Raw genomic sequence first — 20,068 nt, 5'->3', positions numbered from 1 at the left:
GGAGCCCACCACGCTCGTCATGCTCAGATGGTCGTCGATTCTCAGGCCGACCGCGCGCTGGAGGTCACTTCGCCTTGATGTAGCCCTCGTCGACGCCGGTGAACGCGGTGACCGCGAAGACGCCCTGGTTGACGGCGCTCTGGTCGATGAGGAAGGTGACGTAGCCACTGGCCTTGCCGCCATCGCGGGGCATGGCCTGCTGGATCAACTCGCCCTTGTCGCTGTAGTTCTCCGTAGCGGAGGTGGTGGTGCCGTTGTGGACGAAGTCCATCTTGAAGGTGTACTTCTCGTACTGGCCCTTGCCGTGGTACGTGATCTCGACCGGGACCCGGATGTACACCTGGCCGGCGCCGGGCTCCTTGTAGCTGTAGCTGCTCATGGAGCTCTTGGCGGCGTCATTCGCATTCCAGTTCACGTCGCCGACAGTCACATCGAGGCTCGCGTTGGGATCTTTGTAGTCGTTCTTGGAGGCGTGGAAGGTCAACGGGCCCGTCGTCGTGTCCTTGGGGTTGTCCATCGAGGTGCCCTCGGTCCCCGCTGCCGGCTTGGCCGAACCGGAGGGCGTGGAGGACGACGCCTTAGGAGCCGGCGGCTCGGGCTCGTCCTCGGCGGGCTTCGGGTCGGACTTGGCCGCCGTCGAGGTCTGCGTGCCGCCGCCGGCGTCATCGCCGCCGGCGAAGGCCCAGGTGAGGCCGCCGATGAGCGCGATCACCAGAACACCGATGAGCGTGAAGAACCACCACTGCTTGTAGACGGGCTTGGCCGCACCGCCGCCGCCGGGCACGTCCACCGGCTGCCAGCCGGCGGCGGGGGCGGGCTGGCCCTGGCCGTGGAATGGGGTGGGGGCCTGGGCGTAGCTCATCTCCGCGGCATAGGGGCTGCCGGGAGCCGAGGAGCCCATCGGGGCGGGCAGCCCGGTGGAGGCGTAGTCCGCGGATGGCGCGGAGGCCGACTGGCCGGTCGGGTCGGCCACGGGACCCGACCGGCCAGTCTGGACCACCTGGGTCGGGGCCCAGGCGGGGTCCGAGGTGCCGGGGCCGGAGGCCGAGACGGGGGAGGCATCGTCCGAGTCCTCGACCCAGAGCTGCCAACCCTCGGGAGCCGGACCCCATGCGGGGTCAGGCTGCCACCCGGCGGGCGGGACGAAGCCCTCTGGCGGGGCGGGCCAGTTCGGCGGTGGGTTGAAGCGAAGAGCCATTGGAACCTCCGGGAGTGGGTACGTTAGTGAAGGAGTTGGGGCACATCTCCGCGGCGAGAGCTCGCCTTGTCCGTGCCATAACTGATAAATCGAATCTACACCGAAAAGCCGACACGGCGGGTACCGGATCGGCGCCGCGTGCGGGGCACCCTTACCCGGGCACTGCTCCCCGTGCGCGACCCTGCTTGATCCGCGGCCGGACGCGGCGGCGAGGCGCCCGCCAGGGCGGCTCAGGGCAGGGTGAGGATATCCGCGCCATCCTCGGTGACCACGAGCGTGTGCTCGAACTGGGCGGTGCGCGAGCGGTCCCGGGTGACCACCGTCCAGCCGTCCTCCCACTGGTCCCACTCGATGCCACCCAGGGTGAGCATCGGCTCGATGGTGAAGACCATGCCCGGCTCCATGACGGTGTCGTAGCGGGGGGCGGAGTCGTAGTGCGGGATGATGAGCCCCGAGTGGAAGGCCTCGCCGACGCCGTGGCCCGTGTAGTCGCGCACGACGCCGTAGTCGAAGCGCTTGGCGTAGGCCTCGATGACCCGCCCGATGATGTTGACCTCGCGGCCCGGGCGGACGGCCTTGATCCCCCGCTCCATGGAGGTCCGGGTGCGCTCGATGAGCAGGCGCGTCTCCTCATCCACCTCGCCGACGGCGTAGGTGGCGTTCGTGTCGCCGTGGACGCCGTCGACGTAGGCGGTGACGTCCAGGTTGATGAGGTCGCCCTCGTCCAGCGCCGTCGAGTCGGGGATGCCATGGCAGATCACCTCGTTGATCGAGGTGCAGATCGACTTCGGGAAGCCCATGTAACCCAGGCAGGACGGGTAGGCGCCGTGGTCGCACAGATACTCGTGGGCGATACGGTCCAGTTCATCGGTGGTCACGCCCGGCGCGATCGCTGCCGCAGCGGCCTGCATGGCCCGCGCCGCGATCCTGCCCGCCGCCCGGATGCGCTCAACGGTCTCGGGGGACTTGATGTCCGAGGCCGTCACCCTCTCGGGCCCATCGTGGAACATGTACTCGGGGCGGGCGATCGACTCGGGCACGTCGCGCCGGGGCCCGACGATGCCGGGCACGAGGGTTCCGCGCGGCGCCCGATCGGCGCCGGAGCGATGGGGGGATCCAGGGGGCGTCGGAGCAGTCATGCCCACAGCATAGGAGCCGGGCAGTGGGCGCACAGCCCGCTCGTCTCCCCTCCCGGATGCGCGCGATCCGACCCGTCCCAAGCGCCCCCTCTCGGGCGGTGGTGTGACCTACGATGTGACCATGGCAAAGATCCACTTCGTGCGCCACGGCCGCACTGTCCTCAATGAGCAGCACCGCACCCAGGGCTCAGCGGACTCGCCCCTGACCCCTTCGGGGCGCGAGGGCGCCGCGATGGCCCGCGACTTCCTGGCCGGCTACCCCCTCACCCGTGTCTACCTCAGCCCCCTGGGGCGGGTCGTCGAGACCACGGACATCCTCACCGAGGGCCGCGAGCTCCCGCGCACCATCCTCACCGGGCTGCGCGAATACGACTACGGGATCTACGACGGCGGCCCCGACCCCGAGATGATCGCCGCCCTGCCCACGCGCACGCTGCTGCCCGGGGTCCTGTCCGGCCGCTTCGAGGGGGCGCCCGAGGGCATCAGCGCCACCGACTACCTGCGCGACATCGATGGCGCCCTTGCCCGCATCCTGGCCGATCTGCGGGCCGATGCCGATGCCGGCAAGAGCGACGCCGAGGCGCTGGCGGTCTCCCACGGCATGACGATCATGACGATCATGGCCCGCTGGATCGGCCTGGAGGTCTACTCCAAGGCGCCCATGGCCAACTGCGCCATCACCACTGTCGAGGTCGACCCGACGGTCCCCGGCGGCTCCCCCCGCCTCCTGGATTGGGCCCTCGACCCCGGCAATCAGGGCGTGACTTTCCCGACCGAGGACATGAGCGGCGTCTTCGACGGCGTCGACATCGTTCCCATCGACTTCACCCGGCCCGAGGGGCTGTGAGCCGCGGCCGGCGCTCGTCGCGGCGAGCGCCGGCCGTCACTGCGCGCCCCTGGCACGATCAGGAGGCGAAGCTCTCCTCGGCGCTGGGGAAGGATCCGTCGCGCACCGCGGCGTTGAAGTCCTCGGCGGCCTGGCGCAGGGCGGCACCCACCTCGCCGAACGCGCGGGCGAAGCGGGGCTTCCAGTCCGTCATCCCCGCCATATCGGTCCACACGAGCACTTGCGCGTCGCAGCCCGCCCCTGCGCCGATGCCGATCGTGGGAACGTCGAGAGCCCTGGTGACGGCTGCGGCGAGGTCCTGCGGCACCATCTCCAGAACGAGGGCAATCGCCCCAGCGCCCGCCAGGGCGGAGGCGTCCGCCAGCAGCGCCTGGGAGGCGGCCTCGCCGCGCCCCTGGACGCGGAAGCCGCCGAGCATGTTCACCGATTGCGGGGTGAAGCCCAGGTGCCCCACGACCGGGATCCCCGCCTCGCTGAGCGCGCGGACCGTCGCCGCACGCGGCGCGCCGCCCTCCAGCTTGACCGCGTTGGCCCCGGCCTTGACCAGCCGGGTGGCCGACTCCAAGGCCTGAGCGGGCCCCGCCTCATAGGTGCCGAAGGGCAGATCGGCGACGACGAGCGCGCGCGTCGTCGCCGTGGCCACGGCCCGCGTCGCCACGGCCATCTCATCGAGGCTCACCGGCAGCGTGGAGCCGTGGCCGAGCATGACATTGCCGATCGAGTCGCCGACCAGGAGCATGTCCGTGCCCGCTGCATCGAGGATCGACGCAGTCACGGCGTCATAGGCGGTGAGCATGGTCAGGCGCTCGCCCCCGGCCTTCGCGGCCGCGAGGTGGTGGACGCGCACCGGCTTGCCGGCCGGCGGCAGGGCGCTCGGGGGAGCGTAAGGGGAGTCCGTGCTTGCCATGATTCCAGCCTAGCCGCCACCACAGGGCCCTTCACGCCGCCCGCCGGCCCGCCCGCGACCCGCGCGCCGAAACCCGGCCGACTCCCGCTCCCGATAGAGTCGGGGCGTCCCGGTACCGCCGTCGGGATCCGAGCGCTGATCAGAGATGAGGAGCAGCATGGACAAGCAGCAGGAGTACGTGCTCCGCGCGATCGAGGAGCGGGATGTCCGCTTCGTTCGACTGTGGTTCACCGATGTTCTCGGCCAGCTCAAGTCCGTGGCCATCGCGCCGGCCGAGGTCGAGGCCGCCTTCGAGGAGGGCATCGGCTTCGACGGCTCCACCATCGAGGGCCTCACCCGCGTCTACGAGTCCGACATGCTCCTGAGCCCCGACCCCTCCACCTTCCAGATGCTGCCCTGGCGCAATGACCGCGACCGCGTCGCGCGCATGTTCTGCTCCGTGCTCACGCCCGACGGCGAGCCCGCCCGCACTGACCCGCGCGCCGTCCTCGAGCGCCAGCTCGCGCGCGTCGCCGACGCCGGATTCACCTGCTACATCCACCCCGAGATCGAGTTCTACCTCGTCAACCGCGACGAGCGGGGCCGCATCACCCCCACCGACGACGCCGGCTACTTCGACCACGTCCCCGGCGGCACCGCCCATGACTTCCGTCGCCGCGCCATCCTCATGCTCGAGCAGATGGGCATCTCCGTGGAGTTCTCCCATCACGAGGGGGGCCTGGGCCAGAACGAGATCGACCTGCGCTTCGCCGATGCCCTGTCGATGGCTGACAACATCATGACCTTCCGCGCCGTCATCGAGGAGGTCGCCATCCAGGAGGGCTGCATCGCGACCTTCATGCCCAAGCCCTTCGTCGGCCAGCCCGGCAGCGGCATGCACACGCACTTCTCCCTATTCGAGGGCGACCACAACGCCTTCTACGATCCCGCCGGCCAATACCAACTCTCCGCCACCGGTCGCGCCTTCATCGCCGGGATACTGCGTCACGCCAAGGAGATCACCGCGATCACCAACCAGTACGTCAATTCCTACAAGCGCCTGTGGGGCGGGGACGAGGCCCCGAGCTACGTGTGTTGGGGCCACAACAACCGCTCCGCCCTCGTGCGCGTCCCCATGCACAAGCCCGGCAAGGCGCAGGCCGTGCGCGTCGAGTACCGCTCCCTCGACCCCGCCGCCAACCCCTACCTCGCCTTCGCCACCATCCTCGCCGCGGGCATGAAGGGCATTGAGGAGGGATATGACCTGCCCGCCGAGACCGAGGACGACGTGTGGGCCCTGACCGACGGCGAGCGCGACGCCCTGGGCATCGAGGCTCTGCCCACATCCCTCAAGCGGGCGGTATCCGCGATGAGCGGCTCCGACCTCGTGGCGGATACCCTGGGGGAGGACACCTTCGAGTACTTCCAGCGCAACAAGAGGCATGAGTACCAGGCCTACGACGCCCAGGTCACCGACTTCGAGATCGGCCAGTTCTTCCGCCGCGCCTGAGGCGGGCCGACGCCCGGGAGCGAGGCGCAGGAGGGATGAGCTCATGGCCAGCGAGAGTCGGCGCGCCGGCGGCATGACCCCGCTCATGGGACTGCCATCGCCCAGCCCGCGCCGCAGGCTTCTCGGCGCCGGCTTCGCCGAACCCGACCGCGCCCTGCGGGCCCTGGAGGACCGGGCGCTCGCGGAGCTCATCAGCCGCGCGAGTGGGGAAGCCGCCGAGGCGAGGGGCCGTCTCATCGACGCCCTGGGCGACACCGCTGACCCCGATCTGGCCCTGCTCTCGCTCCTGCGCCTGGCCGCGGTGCTTGCCCAGGAGGACGACCCGACCGCCGCCAACGGCCTCATCGCGGCCCTGCGCGCCGTCGTCGGCGAGCCCGTCCGGGAAGGGGCGGGTGGGGGTTCCCGGGCCCACGCCGATCGGCTGCTCGCGGTCCTCGGGTCGTCCCAGGCGCTCGGCGATTTCCTCGTCTCCCACCCCGATCACCTCGACGCCCTGAGTCCCGAGCGCGCCTGGAACGCGCCCGGCCGTCCCGACGCCTCCCTCCTCCTCGTCGATGCCGCGCGCGAGGCCCTCGCCGCTCACGCGGGAGCCGATCCCCTCGCCTCGGCCGGCCCCGCCGATCCCGCGGCGATCGAAGCGGCCACCGCTGCGATGCGCCGCGCCTACTACGATCGGCTGCTCGCGATCGCCGCCGACGACCTCGTCTCAACCGCCCCCGCCGCCCACGTGGGCGTCGTCGGTGCCGCGATGGCCGACCTGGCCGACGCCGCCCTCGAGGCCGCCCTCCTCATCGCCCGCGCGGGTGTGGGGGCGGATGCGCGCAGGGTCGCCTTCGCCGTCATCGCCATGGGCAAGGCCGGCGGGCGCGAGCTCAACTACATCTCCGACGTCGATGTCATTCATGTCGTCGGACCCGCCGCCGCCGTCGCCGGGACCGCCGAGGAGCCCGGCGAGGCCGAGCTCGTGCGCCTGGGTACCGAGATCGCTGGTCACCTGCACCGTGCCACCTCCGCCTCTGGGAGCGAGCCCTCCTTGTGGCCCCTGGACACAGGGCTGCGCCCCGAGGGGAAGGATGGCGCCCTCGTGCGCACCCTCGCCTCGCACGTGGCCTACTACGAGCGCTGGGCCTCCTCCTGGGAGTTCCAGGCGCTCCTCAAGGCGCGAGCCGCCGCGGGGGACCCGGTGCTCGGCCGCGCCTACGAGGAGGCCATTGCCCCCTTCATCTGGTCGGCGAGCTCGCGGCCCCATTTCGTCGACGACGCCCGTGCCATGCGCCGCCGGGTGGAGTACGAGTCCCAGCGGTTGGGGGAGGACAGGCGCATCAAGCTCGGCCCCGGTGGCCTGCGGGACGTTGAGTTCACCGTCCAACTCCTCCAACTCGTCCACGGGCGCGCCGACGCCGAGCTGCGGGTGCGCTCCACGCTCGACGCGCTGGCGGCGCTGTCCGTGGGCGGGTACGTGGGCCGCGATGACGCCCTCGCGCTCGACGAGGGCTACCGGGAGCTGCGCCTCCTGGAGCACCGCGCCCAGCTGCACCGGCTGCGCCGCACCCACGACCTGCCCGAGCGCGACGCCGATCTGCGCCGCATCGGCCGGGGGATCGGCATCCCCGAGCCCGGCGACCTCCGCACCGCCTTCCGGGCCCGTCGCCGGCAGGTGCGCGCCCTCCACGAGGAGATCTACTACCGGCCCCTTCTGGGCGCCGCCGCGGCCCTGTCCGCTGACGAGATGCGGCTCAGCCCGCAGGCCGCCCGGGACCGGCTGGCCGCCGTCGGCTACCTCGACCCCGACGGCGCTCTGCGGCACATCCAGGCCCTCACCGAGGGCATCAGCCGCCGCGCCGCTATCCAGCGCCAGCTCCTGCCGGTCATCATCGGGTGGATCGGCGAGGGCCCGGACCCGGACAACGGGCTGCTCGGCTTCCGGCGCCTCTCCGACGACATCGGCACCTCCCACTGGTACCTGGCACTGCTGCGGGACTCGCCCGTGGCCGCCCAGCGTCTGTGCCAGGTGGTCTCCGGGGCCCGATGGACCACGGACCGCCTCGCCGAGCGTCCGGAGGCCGTCGCCTGGCTGGACGACGATGCCGAGCTCGCCCCGCGCAGCGGCGAGCAGTTGCGCGAGGAGATCACCAGGATCCTCGCCCGTCGCGGCCTCGAGGGGGCCACGCCCGCCCAGGCGGAGGCGCGCAGCGCCGAGGCCGTGCGCAGGATCCTGGGCGTGCGCACCCGCGAGCTGCTGCGGGCGGCCCTGGCCGACTCCCTCGACGGCGTCAACCCGGCCCGCACAGCCCGCATCCTGACCAGCACCACGGATGCCGTCATCGATGGCGCCCTGCGGGCCGCGATCAGGCTCGTCGTCGCCCAGCGCGGACAGCAGGAGGGGGACGGCGGGAGTGGCGGCCAGACCGCCTCGCTGGCCCGGCACTCCGTCATCGCCATGGGGCGGCTCGGAGGGGAGGAGACCACCTACGCCTCGGACGCCGATGTCATCTTCCTCCACGCCCCGCGTCCCGGGGCTGATGAGCGCGCTGCCGCCCGCGAGGCCGACGAGGTGGCCCGTGCCACGATGCGCCTGCTCGTCTCAGGCCCGCACCCGCTCGCGATCGACGCGGGCCTGAGGCCCGAGGGGCGCCAGGGCGCGCTCAGCCGGTCGTTGGCCTCAGCCGCCGAGTACTACGGCTCGTGGTCGGCGGTGTGGGAGCGCCAGGCGCTGTTGCGGGCTAGGGCCTGCGCGGGGGATACGGCGCTGGGCGAGGAGTTCCTGGCCCTCGTCGCCCCCCTGCGATGGTCCGTCGATGGTCTGGGGGAGGAGGAGTTGCGCCAGATCCGCAGGCTCAAGGCCCGCATGGAGGCCGAGCGCCTGCCGCGGGGCGCCGACCCCGCCCGGCACCTCAAGCTCGGCCCCGGGGGTCTTTCCGACGTCGAATGGGTGGCGCAGGTCCTCCAGCTCGCCCACGCCCACGAGGTTCGTGCCCTGCGCACAACCTCCACCCTCGAGGCGCTCATGGCGGCCGCCGAGGCCGAGCTGCTACCAGTCGATGACGCCGGCGTTCTCATGAGCGCCTGGATCCTGGCCACCCGCATCCGGGCCGCCACGGTGCTCGGCGTGGGCCGCGACTCCGGCGCGCGGGTGGACATCCTGCCCTCCGACGAGCGGGGCATCCGGCTGGTCGGCAGGCTCCTGGGGCTCGCCAGCGGCAGCGAGCGGGACCTGGAGGACCTCTACCGGCGCAGTGCCCGCCACGCTCGCGCCGTTGTCGAACGCGTGCTGCGCTCGGCCGGAGGGGGACCAGGGCTGCCGGATCAGCTGGAGCAGCAGGGCCAGCCGAGCCGACGGGGATCGGCGCTCGCGCGGCCCACCGCCCCCGGCCCGGCGGGCGCGACGCTGTCGGGTCAGGTCGGCCGAGCAGGTCAGACCGTGACTCCCGAGAGGGCATCGTCGTCCCGCTCGACCTGCCCGCGGTGGCGCGTCCCCCGCCGCAATGCCGGGCCGTACCCGTGGTCCTGAGCGGCCCTCGGCACGCCCGGGATGGCCTGAAGGGGCTCAGGATGACTCGGAGGCGGTCTCGGTGAGCACCGGCGCTGGCAGGATAAGGCCGTGAAACTCATCCTCGTGCGCCACGGGCGCACCATCGCCAATGTCATGCAGGCCCTCGATACGGCTTTCCCCGGCCAGCCCCTCGACGAGAACGGACGCGAGCAGGCCGCCACTATCCCGGGAAGACTGGAGGACGCGGGGCTCCTGGCGGGTCTCTCCTCACTATGGGTCTCCCCGATCCTGCGGGCGCGCCAGACTATGGAACCGGTCGAGCGGGCCACGGGGCTGCGGGCAACGATCCTGCCGGGGCTGCGCGAAGCCCTCGCGGGTGATCTGGAGATGGCCACGGATGAGCGGTCGGTGGCCTGCTATGTGGATACGACACGCGCATGGATGGCGGGCAGGCTGGGCGCGCGCATCCCGGGCTCCCTGGAGGACGGCCTCGACACGATTGCGCGCTTCGACGGCGCTGTGCGTGCCATTGCGGAGCACTCGGCCCATGAGGCCCCCGAGGGCGGGCAGGATGAGCGGGGCGGGGGAGCGGCGCTGCTCGTCTCCCACGGCACGGTGCTGCGCCTGTGGGCCGCGCTGCGCGCAGCGCCGGGAAGCGGCGCCGATCCGCTGTGGGTCGCGGAGCACCCGCTGCGCAACACCGGCATCGCGGTGGCCGAGGGCGATCCCGATGCCGGCTGGTGCCTCCTCGACTGGAATGACGGTGCGTGGAGGGGCGGCACCGGCTCCGCGTGACGCGCGGGTGGGGGACCGGGCGCCATGGGCCCGCTGTTGCGCCCTCGTCCCCGTCTTACCGTCTCGGCCCGGTGTTGCGCCCTCAAACTGCGAGAATGAGGGCGCAACACCGGGCCGAGACGGTATTTGGGGGCTGAGATCGTTTCCGCGGTCCGAGGGCGCAACGGCCGGGAGTGCTCCGCGCTCGGGGAGCCCGCTACAACACGGAGGACAGAAATGCCCGGGTGCGCTCGTTGGTGGGGCGGTCGAGGACCTCGGCGGGCACCCCCCGCTCCACGACTACGCCACCGTCCATGAACAGCAGTTGATCGCCGACCTCGCGGGCGAAGCCCATCTCGTGAGTGACGACCACCATCGTCATCCCGTCCCGGGCCAGGTCCTTCATGACGGCCAGGACCTCACCGACGAGCTCGGGGTCGAGCGCGGAGGTGGGCTCGTCGAAGAGCATGAGCTCGGGATCCATGGCGAGCGCCCGGGCTATGGCGACGCGCTGCTGCTGACCGCCGGAGAGCTGTGAGGGGTAGTGATCCATCCGCTCGGCGAGGCCCACGCGCTCAAGCAGCTCGGCGGCCCGCTTGCGGGCCTGCTCCTTGGGAGTCTTCTTGACGTGGACGGGCGCCTCCATGACGTTCTGGATCGCCGTCATATGGGGGAACAGGTTGAACCGTTGGAAAACCATGCCGATCTTGGCGCGCTGTGCCGCCCGCTGCTTGTCCGACAAGGAGTGCAGTACGGGCTTGCCGTCGCGGCCGGGGGCCTCCCGCATGCCGATGAGCTCGCCATCGACCCACACGCGCCCGGCATCGATGGACTCCAACTCGTTGATGCAGCGCAGCAGTGTGGACTTGCCTGAGCCCGAAGGCCCCACGAGCACCGTGACGGTGCCCGCCGGGACGGTGAGGTCGACGCCGCGCAGCACGTGGAGCTCGTCGAAGAACTTGTGGAGACCGGAGACGCGGACCTTGGGCTCCGTCGCCGGGGCGGCCTGCTGGGGGGGTGACTGGCTCACGGGGTGACCTCCATGAAGGGATCGGCCTTGGTGGTGTGGGCGTCGAGGATGGCCTGCTGGCGCGCCGACAGGCGGCGTCGCTTGCCACCGGCCCCCGGGCGCGAGGAATCGAAGCCGCGCCCGTAGTAGCGCTCCAGGTAGTGCTGGCCCACCATGAGGATCGAAGTGATGATGATGTACCACAGCGCTGCCACGATGAGCAGCGGGATCGTCTGGTAGGTGCGCGAGGCGTAGGAGTTCGTTACGAAGGTCAGGTCCAGAGTGAAGGGCACCGCGAGGACCAGGGACGTCGTCTTGAGCATCGAGATCGTCTCATTGCCCGTGGGCGGCACGATCACCCGCATCGCCTGAGGCAGGATGATCCGGCGCAGGATCTGGCCCTTGCTCATCCCCAGGGCGCCGGCGGCCTCGGCCTGGCCCGGGTCCACGCTGCCCAGCCCGGAGCGCACGATCTCAGACAGGTACGCGCCCTCGTTGATGCCCAGGCCCAGCACTGCGGCCACGAAGGGGGTGAACACGGCATTCGTCTGGAAGGTGAGCAACTCGGGGCCGAAGGGGACGCCGAGGCTCAGGTGCTGGTATAGGGCGGACAGAGCACCCCAGAAGACCAGCTGGGTGTAGATCGGCGTGCCGCGGAAGAACCACAGGTAGGCTACGGCGACGCCACGCAGCACCGGGTTGGTGGACTGACGCATGATCGCCGTCGTCACCGCGAGGGTGATGCCGATGAGCATGGCCAGGAACGTCAGGAGGATCGTCCACCCGACGGCGCGGATGACGTGGACCTCCCGGAAGAAGAACCAGACACGGTCCCAGCGGAAACTCTCGTTGGTGACCAGCGAGTGCGCGAGCATCGAGCCGAGGACCACGACGACCGCGGCGCTGATCCACGTCCCCGGCCGGAGCACCGGGCGCGGGTGGTTGAGGACGACGGCGTCGCTCTCGGAACTGGTCAGGGCGTTGTTCTCTGCGGCCGTCATATGGGTCACTCCGATACGGCTGGGTTGAGGGTGGCACTCGAGAGAGCCGCGTCCTCGACGCCCCAACTCTCGAGGATATCCGCGAGGATGCCCTCATCCATGAGGTACTGGAGCGCGGCCTGGATCGCGGCACAGGTCTGGGAGTTCTTCTGCAGGACCACGCCCTGGGGCGCGGCGTTCTCCACCTCCCCGATGGTCTCGACGGCGCCGTCCGTGGTCTCGACGGCGTAGCCGGCGACCGTGGAGTCCGAGTAGGTGGCGTCCAGGGTGTTGCCGACGAGAGCGGAGGTTGTCTCAGCCTGCTTGTCGTAGGAGCGGATGTCGATGGCGTCCTGGCCCGCGGCCGCGCAGGCCTGGGAGTCGGCCTCCAGGGCATCGGCCTGGGCCGTGCCCGTCTGGACGCCCACGACCTTGCCGCACAGGTTGAGGTGGTCGGAGACGTCGAGGCCCTTGGGGTTGCCCTTGACCACGTTGAACTGGCTGCCGACCTGGACGTACTGGATCATGTCCACGTTCTGCATGCGCTCATTGGTGATGGAGAACGAGGAGATGCCCGCGTCGTACTCGGTGCCCACCTTGGCGATGATCGAGTCGAAGGAGGCGGAGTGCATCGTGGCGTCGACGCCGAGGACCTTCCCAAGGGCCTGGGCGAGATCGGCGTCGTATCCGATCGGCTTGCCGTCGGCGTCCAGGAACTCGGCGGGGGCGTAGTCCGTGGCGGCGCCGATATCGAGCCTGCCGTCGGCGCCGAGCGCCCCGGCGGGCAGGAGGGCGGCGATATCGTCCTGCTTGGTGATGCTGGAGACGTCGTAGCCCCGGGTCTTGGCCTTGGCGGACCCGGTGGCGAGGTCGTTGGCGTTCGTGCAGGCAGACAGGCCGGCGGCCAGGCCGATTGCGGCGATGGCCGCGATGGCCCGGGTGGGGGTGGTGCGCATGGGATGGCTCCTCGGGGTAGATGACCGTGGCCCACTCTATCCACTCCGGTGCATATCTATTGCATGGAGTGAGTATTGCGCGTGTCACGGCCGGGGGCGGGCGCCCATACGCCCGCCCCCGCCTGCTTCACATGTCGTAGTACAACTCGAACTCGTAGGGGTTCGGGCGGGCCCGAAGCGGATCGATCTCGTTGGACCGCTTGTAGTCGATCCAGGTCTCGATGAGATCGGGGGTGAAGACATCGCCCTCGGTGAGGTAGTCGTGGTCGGCCTCCAGGGCCTCCAGGGCGGCGTCGAGCGTGCAGGGCAGCTTCTCGATGTCGAAGTACTCCTCGGGGGCGAGCTCGTAGAGGTCCTTGTCGATGGGCTCGCGCGGCTCGATCCGGTTGCGGATGCCATCGATTCCGGCCATGAGGACGGCGGAGAAGCACAGATAGGGGTTCGCCGACGGGTCCGGGACCCGGTACTCCACGCGCTTGGCCTTCGGTGAGGAGCCGGTGACGGGGATGCGGATGCACGCCGAGCGGTTGCGCGCCGAGTAGACCAGGTTGACGGGCGCTTCGAAACCGGGGACGAGCCGGTGGTAGGAGTTGACCGACGGGTTGGTGAACGCCAGCAGGCTCGGGGCGTGGGCGAGGATGCCGCCGATGTACCAGCGGGCGACGTCGGAGAGCTGGCCGTAGCCGCGCTCGTCGAAGAACAGGGGGCGCCCGTCCTTCCACAGGGAGTGGTGGCAGTGCATACCCGATCCCGCCGCGCCGAAGAGCGGCTTGGGCATGAAGGTGGCGGACTTGCCCGCCCCCCAGGCGACGTTCTTGATGACGTACTTGAACTTCATCATGTCGTCGCCGGCGGTCAGCAGTGGGGCGAAGCGGTAGTTGATCTCCTGCTGGCCGCCGGTGCCCACCTCGTGGTGGGCGCGCTCGATGTCCAGGCCCGTCTCCAGGCAGACCCGCACCATCTCATCGCGCAGGTCCGCCATCTGATCGGTGGGGGAGACCGGGAAGTAGCCGCCCTGGAAGGCGACCTTGTAGCCCTGGTTCCCGCCGGGCTCCTCGCGCCCGGAGTTCCAGGAGGCCTCGTCGGAGTCGACGGCGTAGAAGGCGCCCTGGGGAGTGGAGGCGAAGCGCACGGAGTCGAAGAGGTAGAACTCGGCCTCGGCGCCGATGAAGCAGGTGTCGGCGATGCCGGTGGAGCGCAAGTAGTCCTCGGCCTTGGCGGCGATGGAGCGGGGATCGCGTGAGAAGACCTCGTCGGTGAAGGGGTCGACGATCGAGAAGTTGATGATGAGGGTCTTGCGCGCGCGGAAAGGATCGAGGAACGCCGTCGTGACATCGGGGATGAGCTTCATATCCGACTCGTGGATAGCGGTGAAACCGCGGATCGAGGAGCCGTCGAACATGAGGCCGTCAGTGAGGGCGTCAGACTTGAACGCCGCCGCCGGGATCGTGAAGTGCTGCATGATGCCGGGAAGATCGCAGAAGCGCACATCGACGAGCTCGACCCCTTCCCGCTCGATGTACTCCAGTGCCTCGGCGGCGTCCTTGAACATGGGTTTGCTCCTCGACGATCGTTGGTTCCGCTGCGGGTGCGGCAGGTGATGAGCCTAGGCGCGCGGCGATGACGCGGCGGTGCCGCGCGTGTGTCCCTGGTGTTTCGGCCGAGGCGCCCTCGTTGGCCGTCAGCGCTCTGGGGCCGCGGCCGCGCCCGGCTCAGCGGCCGCGCAGGGCCCGGCGGTCCGGGCGGACTTTGGATGGATCGATGCCCTTGGGGATCGGCAGGCCCTTGGTCCCCAGGGAGGATAGGCGCTTGGAGACCTGGGAGATCTCGGAGTTCGTCAGGCGGGTCGGCTTGGTGGGCAGTTTGCGCAGCGCGGCCGACAACTCGCCGAGGCGGACCTGGCCCTCATCGGTGCCGACGTTGATGACGTGGAGGGGGACCGTGGACAGGATGCGGTTGATCTTCTTGCGCTCATCGGTCACCAGTCGCTGCGTGCGGCCCGTGGGGCCCTCCACGACGAGCACGATGCCAGGGCGGCCCACCAGGCGCCAGATGACGTCCTGGGTCTTGGGATTGATGGCGACCGGCTGCTCCTCCAGATACCAGCCCCTGCCGACCTGGTCGAGCACGGCCTTGGCCGCGCCGGGGACGCCCTCGATCTGGGAGTAGGAGGCCCGGCGCACCGTCCACGACAGCAGGATCATGTCGAGGAGGAAGGCGAGCATGATCCCGAGGATCACCCAGTACCAGACCGCCATCCCGGTGCCCAGGGCGATCGCGATCGACAGGAGGATCGAGGCGGCGGCGGTGCCGATCAGCGCCCAACCGATCCACGGGTAGGTGCGCCGCGAGATGGTGTAGGCGTCCTTGAGGTTCTGGGCGTAGGCGGCCAGGCGGCGCTTCTTCTTGGGCTGGGTGCTTCGGGCTGTGCTCACGGTGAACAGGATAGACGACGCCGCAGGCGCGGCCCGGTGGTAAATCGATCCTCGGCCGTGTCTTGCGGCCCCGGGGCCCGGCGCCCGCGCGGGGCGGATGACCGGTTCAGGAGGCGGCGGCCAGAGCGGGGGAGGGGGCGAGGAGCGCGCTGGCCTCCTGGCGCGCGGTCGTCGGCTCGGTGAGGGAGCGCAGGTGCTCGGGCACCTCCCAGCCGCGCTTGACCACGGCCCTGCCCCACAGCATCCCGGCGCGGTAGGAGGAGCGGACCATCGGCCCGCTCATGACAGCGGCGAAGCCCATCTCCTCTGCCAGCGAGGACAGCTCGATGAACTCCTGCGGCTTGACCCAGCGGTCGATGGGGTGGTGGAGCTTGGAGGGGCGCAGGTACTGCGTGATCGTCAAGATGTCGCAGCGCGCCTCGACGAGCGCCGCCATCGCCTCCTCGATCTCCTCGAGGGTCTCGCCCATGCCCAGGATGAGGTTCGACTTGGTCACCAGGCCCGCCTCGGAGGCCGAGCGGATGACGTCCAGGCTGCGCTCGTAAGAGAATGCGGGGCGGATGCGCTTGTGGATACGCGGGACCGTCTCCACGTTGTGGCCCAGGACCTCCGGGCGCGAGGAGTAGACCTCGGCGAGGGCGCCCGGGTCCCCCTTGAAGTCGGGGATGAGCAGCTCGACGCCGGTGGTCGGGGAGAGCTCGTGGATCTGCCGGCAGGTCTCGGCGTAGAGCCAGGCGCCGCCGTCGGGCCGGTCATCGCGGGCCACGCCGGTGACCGTGGCGTAGCGCAGCTCCATCTCTTTGATGGAGGCCGCCACGCGCCGGGGCTCGTCGACGTCGTACTCCGTGGGGCGGCCAGTGGCGATGTCGCAGAAGTCGCAGCGACGGGTGCAGATCTCCCCGCCCACGAGGAAGGTCGCCTCGCGGTCGTTCCAGCACTCGTAGATATTGGGGCAGTTCGCTTCGGCGCACACGGTGTGCAGGTTCTTCTCGCGCACCAGGCCGCGCACATCCTCATATGTTTCGGAGACGACGGCCCTGGTGCGCAGCCACGAGGGTTTGGACTCGATGGGCGTCTCGGCGTTGCGGGCCTCGACGCGCAGCAGCCTGCGGCCCTCGGGGGCGACGGCTGTGCCTGCCCTGGATGTGGCCTTGGGGGCGATCGTGTCTACCACGTGCTCTCCTTCTGAGTGCATTCGCGCGAGCCCTGACAGTGTATTGCCCCACGCGACGTTATGGGACTGAGGGCCTATGTGATTCTCCAGCCAGCGTCTCCGCGCTCAATCTGCTCGCAGCGGGGCGAGACGGTCCTCGAGGGCGGCGACGACGCCGTCGGCGAGCGCGCCCGCCGCGAGCGCGCCCGGCGGCCTGCCGACCTCGGCGGCGATGGAGGTGACCCCGGCGTCGTCGATACCGCAGGGGATGATCCGATCCAGGGCGAAGGCGTCGAGATCCGGGCTGACGTTGAGCCCGATCCCGTGCTTCGTGACGCCTCTCGCCACGCGCACGCCGAGAGCGCAGATTTTCCGCTCCGCCCGGAAGAAGGGCCCTCGGGGATCGTCTGGGCGGCCCGGTGCCCATACGCCCGAGCGCCCCTCGATGCGCGTCGAGGGGATCCCGAGCTCTGCGCAGACATCCATGACCGCGGCCTCCAGCGCGCGCACGTACTTGATGACGTCGATGGGCTCGGCCAGGCGCACGATCGGGTAGACGGTCAGTTGCCCCGGCCCGTGCCAGGTCACCTTGCCCCCGCGGTCGACGTCGACCACAGGCACTCGATCCGGGCCCGCGATGTCCCCCTTCGGGCGCTCCCAGGAATGCGTGCGGCGCCCCACCGTGTACACCGGCTCGTGCTCCAGGGCGATGATCGTCGAGCGCCGCCTCCCGGAGACGACGGCGGCGTGGACGGCGTCCTGGAGGCGCGCCCCCTCGCCATAGGGGACGAGGCGCTCGCCCAGATCAATGTCCAGGCGGTCCATGGGGAGCGCCGGGGCGCTGGCTGTCATGTGCTGCACGGGCCCACAGTAGGCCACGGGCAGCGGCGGGGCTGCGTGCGGGCCATGGGCCAGGAGTCGCTGGGACGGCCGTCGGCGTCAACATCCGATGAGTTATCCACAGATTCTCCAGGCTACTTCCGCCGAGCTCCGCAGCCGCTGACCATGGGGCCATGAGGACTGCATCACCCACTACCGCGCCGACACGGCGTCGCGCGTCGCTGCTGGCTCCGCGGCGGCGGGCCCGGAGCGAGGACGGCGGCCCCTCGCGGGGTCCGGGAGGGATCACGGACGCCGAGTCGAGCGCCCTGGCCAAGAGGGGGATCTCCCTCGGCGAGGCGCTGGGGAGGAACGGGCGGGCCGACGGCTGCCCCATCCGGGGCGTGGACGGCGAGGGGCGTGACGTTGTCGTGCGGGTCATCGAGCGGCCGGAGCGGGGCACGCGCGCCATGCGCCGCCTGGCGGCGCTGAGGAGCCTGCGGCACAGCGGCATCGCGAGGATCCGCTCCCTCGTGCCACTGGCCGGAGGGCGACTGGCCGTCGTCACCGATCTCATCGATGGGGCCGACCTCGCCGTCGTCCTCGGGTCACGGGGTCGCCTGGGCAGTGGGGAGAGCGCCGCGCTCCTCGACGCAGTGGGCTCGGCCCTGGCCGCCCTCCACGACGAGGGGCTGGTCCATGGGGATGTGTCCGCGGCGAATGTCATGATCGCCTCCTCAGGGGCTCCAGTGCTCATCGACCTGCTCGGCGGGATCATGGAGATGGGCACGCAGGGCACCGCCGCCCCGGAGCGACTGGCGGGAGGGGCCGCGACACCGTCGTCCGACGTGTACTCCCTGGCCGCCCTCGTCCTGGAGTGCCAGGGGGCCGATTCCGCCTCGCGGGAGGAGGCCGCGTCGCTGCTTGCCGACGCCCTCCGGGAGGATGCGAGGGCGCGACCCACCGCGCGGGACCTGGCCGCCCGTGCCCCGCAGCTCGGATGGCCCGAGGCGATCGACCTGCCCGAGGGCGCCCGCCTGGCCTCGGGGGCGCTGCGCTCGGCGGCGCGCACCCCCACTAGGGTGGTTCCGTCGCGGAGGTCCCTCGGCCCCGGCGAGGTCGGGCGCCTCTCGCGCGGCCGGCTCGCCACGGCTCTGGCCATTGGGGGAGCCGTCCTCGCGCTGGGGGCCGCTGGGATCATGGCCTGGGCGGAGAGAGACGATGATGCCGGCAGTGCCGCCCCGGCCTCCTCCGCCGGCCCGGGGGCCGCGCCTGCGAGCGCGGGGGATGAGTCCCTGGAGGACATCGTCACCGGTCTGGTGAGGGCGCGGGACTTCGCTCTGGTCTCCGGCGATGCCGCAGCGCTCGCTCTGACTTCCGTCGAGGGCTCGCCCGCCGCGCGCGCCGACACCGAGCTGCTGGCCTCCCTTCTGGGCGGCGACGAGCGGGTGGCGGGACTGACGACTTCGGTGACCGGCGTGAGCGAGTTGGCGGGCGCCTCCTGCCCTAACCGGCAGTGGGAGGGAGCCAGGTGCGCCCGGGTGTCCCTGCATCAGGGGCCCACCACCTGGACGGATGACGACGGCGCGCATGAGGCACCCGCCCCGCAGGCTCGCGAAGTGGTCCTCGTCCTCGTTCCTGGTCCGTGGCGCGTTGCCGAGGTTCTGGAGGCCGGGTGACCCGGCGGGATCGCGGCGGAACGCCGGCGGGGGCGGACCCGCGCGGTGGTGCGGGTCCCGCCCCCGCCGAAGAGGCGATCAAAGCGGTCTCAGAGCCTCACAGGCCGAGCTCGCCGGCGAAGTCGCCGTCCTCGAGGCGCTTCTTGACGGTCATGAGGTAGCGCGCGGCGTCGGCCCCGTCCACCAGGCGGTGGTCGTAGGACAGGGCCAGGTAGCACACGGAACGGATCGCAATAACCTCGTAGCCATCAGCGTCCTTGATGACGCGCGGCTGCTTGACGATCGCGCCCAGTCCCAGGATCGCGACCTCGGGCTGGTTGATGATCGGGGTGTCGAACAGGGCACCACCGGAGCCGGTATTGGTGATGGTGAAGGTGGAGCCGGAGAGCTCGTCCGGGTTCACCTTGTTGTCACGGGTGCGGGCGGCCAGGTCGTTGATGCGCTTGGCCAGGCCCGGGATATTGAGGTCCCCGGCGTTCTTGACCACGGGGACGAGCAGGCCGCGCGGGGTGTCCACGGCGATGCCGACGTGCTCGGCATCGTGATAGGTGACCTCCTTGCCGTTGATGGATGCGTTCACCTTCGGGTGGGCCTTGAGGGCCTCGGTGGCGGCCTGCACGAAGAAGGGCAGGAAGGTGAGCTTCGTGCCGTTAGCGGCCAGGAACGCGTCCTTCGCCTTGGCGCGCAGCGCGGCGACGCGGGTGACGTCCACCTCGACGACCGTGGTCAGCTGGGCGGAGGTCTGCAGCGAGTCGATCATGCGCTCGGAGATGACCTGGCGCAGGCGGCTCATCTTCTCGGTCTTGCCGCGCAGCGCGGTGTCCGCGGCGGGCTCGGCCGACGGCGCCGCGGCGGGGGCCGGCGCGGCAGTGGGAGCCGACTGGGCGGCGGCCGCCCTGGCCGCGGCCTCCTCGGCCGCCTTGGCAGCGGTCAGCACGTCCTCCTTGCGGATACGGCCTCCCACACCGGTGCCGGTCACCTGGGTCAGGTCGACGCCCTTCTCGCGAGCGAGCTTGCGCACGATCGGGGTGACGTAGCCCGCCGCGGCCACGGCCGCGGCCGACGGGGTCGCCGGTGCGGATGCCTCGCCGGTGGGTGCGCCGGTGGGAGCCGGGGTAGCCGGCGCGGGAGCCGCTGGGGCGGCCGCCTGGGGCGCCGGGGTTGCTTCGGGGGCGGGGGCGGAGCCGGCC

General features: G+C 70.9%; 16 protein-coding genes. 5 read left to right on the top strand and 11 right to left on the bottom strand.

Annotated features, from left to right (window positions below; all coding sequences use genetic code 11):
* Positions 1–64: 64 nt before the first annotated feature.
* On the bottom strand, positions 65–1,198 hold the full coding sequence (locus B1H50_RS10090; RefSeq protein ID WP_080463262.1) for a hypothetical protein: 1,134 nt from the start codon (positions 1,196–1,198) through the stop codon (positions 65–67).
* A gap of 230 nt (positions 1,199–1,428) precedes the next feature.
* Positions 1,429–2,337, bottom strand: coding sequence for a type I methionyl aminopeptidase (gene map, locus B1H50_RS07985; RefSeq protein ID WP_080463261.1), 909 nt, complete (start codon positions 2,335–2,337; stop codon positions 1,429–1,431).
* 121 nt (positions 2,338–2,458) lie between these two features.
* Between map and B1H50_RS07980 the strand changes: the two genes are divergently transcribed.
* The gene (locus tag B1H50_RS07980; protein ID WP_080463260.1) at positions 2,459–3,184 is read left to right on the top strand and encodes a histidine phosphatase family protein; all 726 of its coding nucleotides are present in this window, start codon (positions 2,459–2,461) and stop codon (positions 3,182–3,184) included.
* Between the two features lie 58 nt (positions 3,185–3,242).
* On the opposite strand, the gene panB is transcribed toward B1H50_RS07980, so the two are convergent.
* Positions 3,243–4,091, bottom strand: a complete 849-nt coding sequence (gene panB / locus B1H50_RS07975) for a 3-methyl-2-oxobutanoate hydroxymethyltransferase (protein WP_080463259.1) — start codon at positions 4,089–4,091, stop codon at positions 3,243–3,245.
* A gap of 157 nt (positions 4,092–4,248) precedes the next feature.
* Here panB and glnA (B1H50_RS07970) point away from each other — a divergent pair, with 157 nt between their 5' ends.
* The 3 genes from glnA (B1H50_RS07970) (at position 4,249) to B1H50_RS07960 (ending at position 9,868) form a co-directional block, all read left to right on the top strand.
* The gene (gene glnA, locus B1H50_RS07970) at positions 4,249–5,580 is read left to right on the top strand and encodes a type I glutamate--ammonia ligase (RefSeq protein ID WP_080463258.1); all 1,332 of its coding nucleotides are present in this window, start codon (positions 4,249–4,251) and stop codon (positions 5,578–5,580) included.
* Positions 5,581–5,623: 43 nt separating this feature from the next.
* Complete coding sequence (locus tag B1H50_RS07965; RefSeq protein WP_080463257.1) at positions 5,624–9,091, top strand: bifunctional [glutamine synthetase] adenylyltransferase/[glutamine synthetase]-adenylyl-L-tyrosine phosphorylase; 3,468 nt, start codon at positions 5,624–5,626, stop codon at positions 9,089–9,091.
* Positions 9,092–9,181: 90 nt separating this feature from the next.
* Positions 9,182–9,868, top strand: coding sequence for a histidine phosphatase family protein (locus B1H50_RS07960; protein WP_080463256.1), 687 nt, complete (start codon positions 9,182–9,184; stop codon positions 9,866–9,868).
* A 196-nt stretch (positions 9,869–10,064) separates the two neighbouring features.
* Here B1H50_RS07960 and B1H50_RS07955 read toward each other — a convergent pair whose 3' ends face one another.
* The 7 genes from B1H50_RS07955 to lipB form a co-directional block, all read right to left on the bottom strand.
* A complete protein-coding gene (locus B1H50_RS07955) occupies positions 10,065–10,877 on the bottom strand; it encodes an amino acid ABC transporter ATP-binding protein (RefSeq protein WP_080463255.1) in 813 nt (270 codons plus the stop codon).
* Positions 10,874–11,857 (bottom strand): amino acid ABC transporter permease, encoded by a 984-nt coding sequence (locus B1H50_RS07950; protein ID WP_080463254.1) that lies wholly within the window; start codon positions 11,855–11,857, stop codon positions 10,874–10,876. The genes B1H50_RS07955 and B1H50_RS07950 overlap by 4 nt, the downstream gene beginning before the upstream one ends.
* Positions 11,858–11,862: 5 nt before the next feature.
* Positions 11,863–12,792, bottom strand: a complete 930-nt coding sequence (locus tag B1H50_RS07945; protein ID WP_080463253.1) for an ABC transporter substrate-binding protein — start codon at positions 12,790–12,792, stop codon at positions 11,863–11,865.
* A gap of 127 nt (positions 12,793–12,919) precedes the next feature.
* On the bottom strand, positions 12,920–14,344 hold the full coding sequence (glnA, locus tag B1H50_RS07940) for a type I glutamate--ammonia ligase (protein ID WP_080463252.1): 1,425 nt from the start codon (positions 14,342–14,344) through the stop codon (positions 12,920–12,922).
* Positions 14,345–14,504: 160 nt separating this feature from the next.
* Entirely contained in the window at positions 14,505–15,227 is a 723-nt protein-coding gene (locus B1H50_RS07935; protein ID WP_080463251.1) for a DUF4191 domain-containing protein, read from the bottom strand.
* A 106-nt stretch (positions 15,228–15,333) separates the two neighbouring features.
* On the bottom strand, positions 15,334–16,401 hold the full coding sequence (gene lipA / locus B1H50_RS07930) for a lipoyl synthase (protein ID WP_080463250.1): 1,068 nt from the start codon (positions 16,399–16,401) through the stop codon (positions 15,334–15,336).
* Positions 16,402–16,506: 105 nt separating this feature from the next.
* Positions 16,507–17,205: a lipoyl(octanoyl) transferase LipB gene (gene lipB, locus B1H50_RS07925; RefSeq protein ID WP_080463249.1), complete on the bottom strand. Its 699-nt coding sequence runs from the start codon at positions 17,203–17,205 to the stop codon at positions 16,507–16,509.
* A gap of 188 nt (positions 17,206–17,393) precedes the next feature.
* Between lipB and B1H50_RS07920 the strand changes: the two genes are divergently transcribed.
* On the top strand, positions 17,394–18,878 hold the full coding sequence (locus B1H50_RS07920; protein ID WP_080463248.1) for a protein kinase domain-containing protein: 1,485 nt from the start codon (positions 17,394–17,396) through the stop codon (positions 18,876–18,878).
* A 97-nt stretch (positions 18,879–18,975) separates the two neighbouring features.
* On the opposite strand, the gene sucB is transcribed toward B1H50_RS07920, so the two are convergent.
* On the bottom strand, positions 18,976–20,068 hold a 1,093-nt coding region (gene sucB, locus B1H50_RS07915), incomplete at its 5' end, for a 2-oxoglutarate dehydrogenase, E2 component, dihydrolipoamide succinyltransferase (RefSeq protein WP_143231776.1).

It is taken from the genome of Actinomyces gaoshouyii (genome assembly GCF_002072175.1).
Taxonomy (GTDB): domain Bacteria; phylum Actinomycetota; class Actinomycetes; order Actinomycetales; family Actinomycetaceae; genus Actinomyces; species Actinomyces gaoshouyii.
Note: the sequence above shows the minus strand (reverse complement) of the source record. Positions and strands in the feature narration are given on the sequence as shown.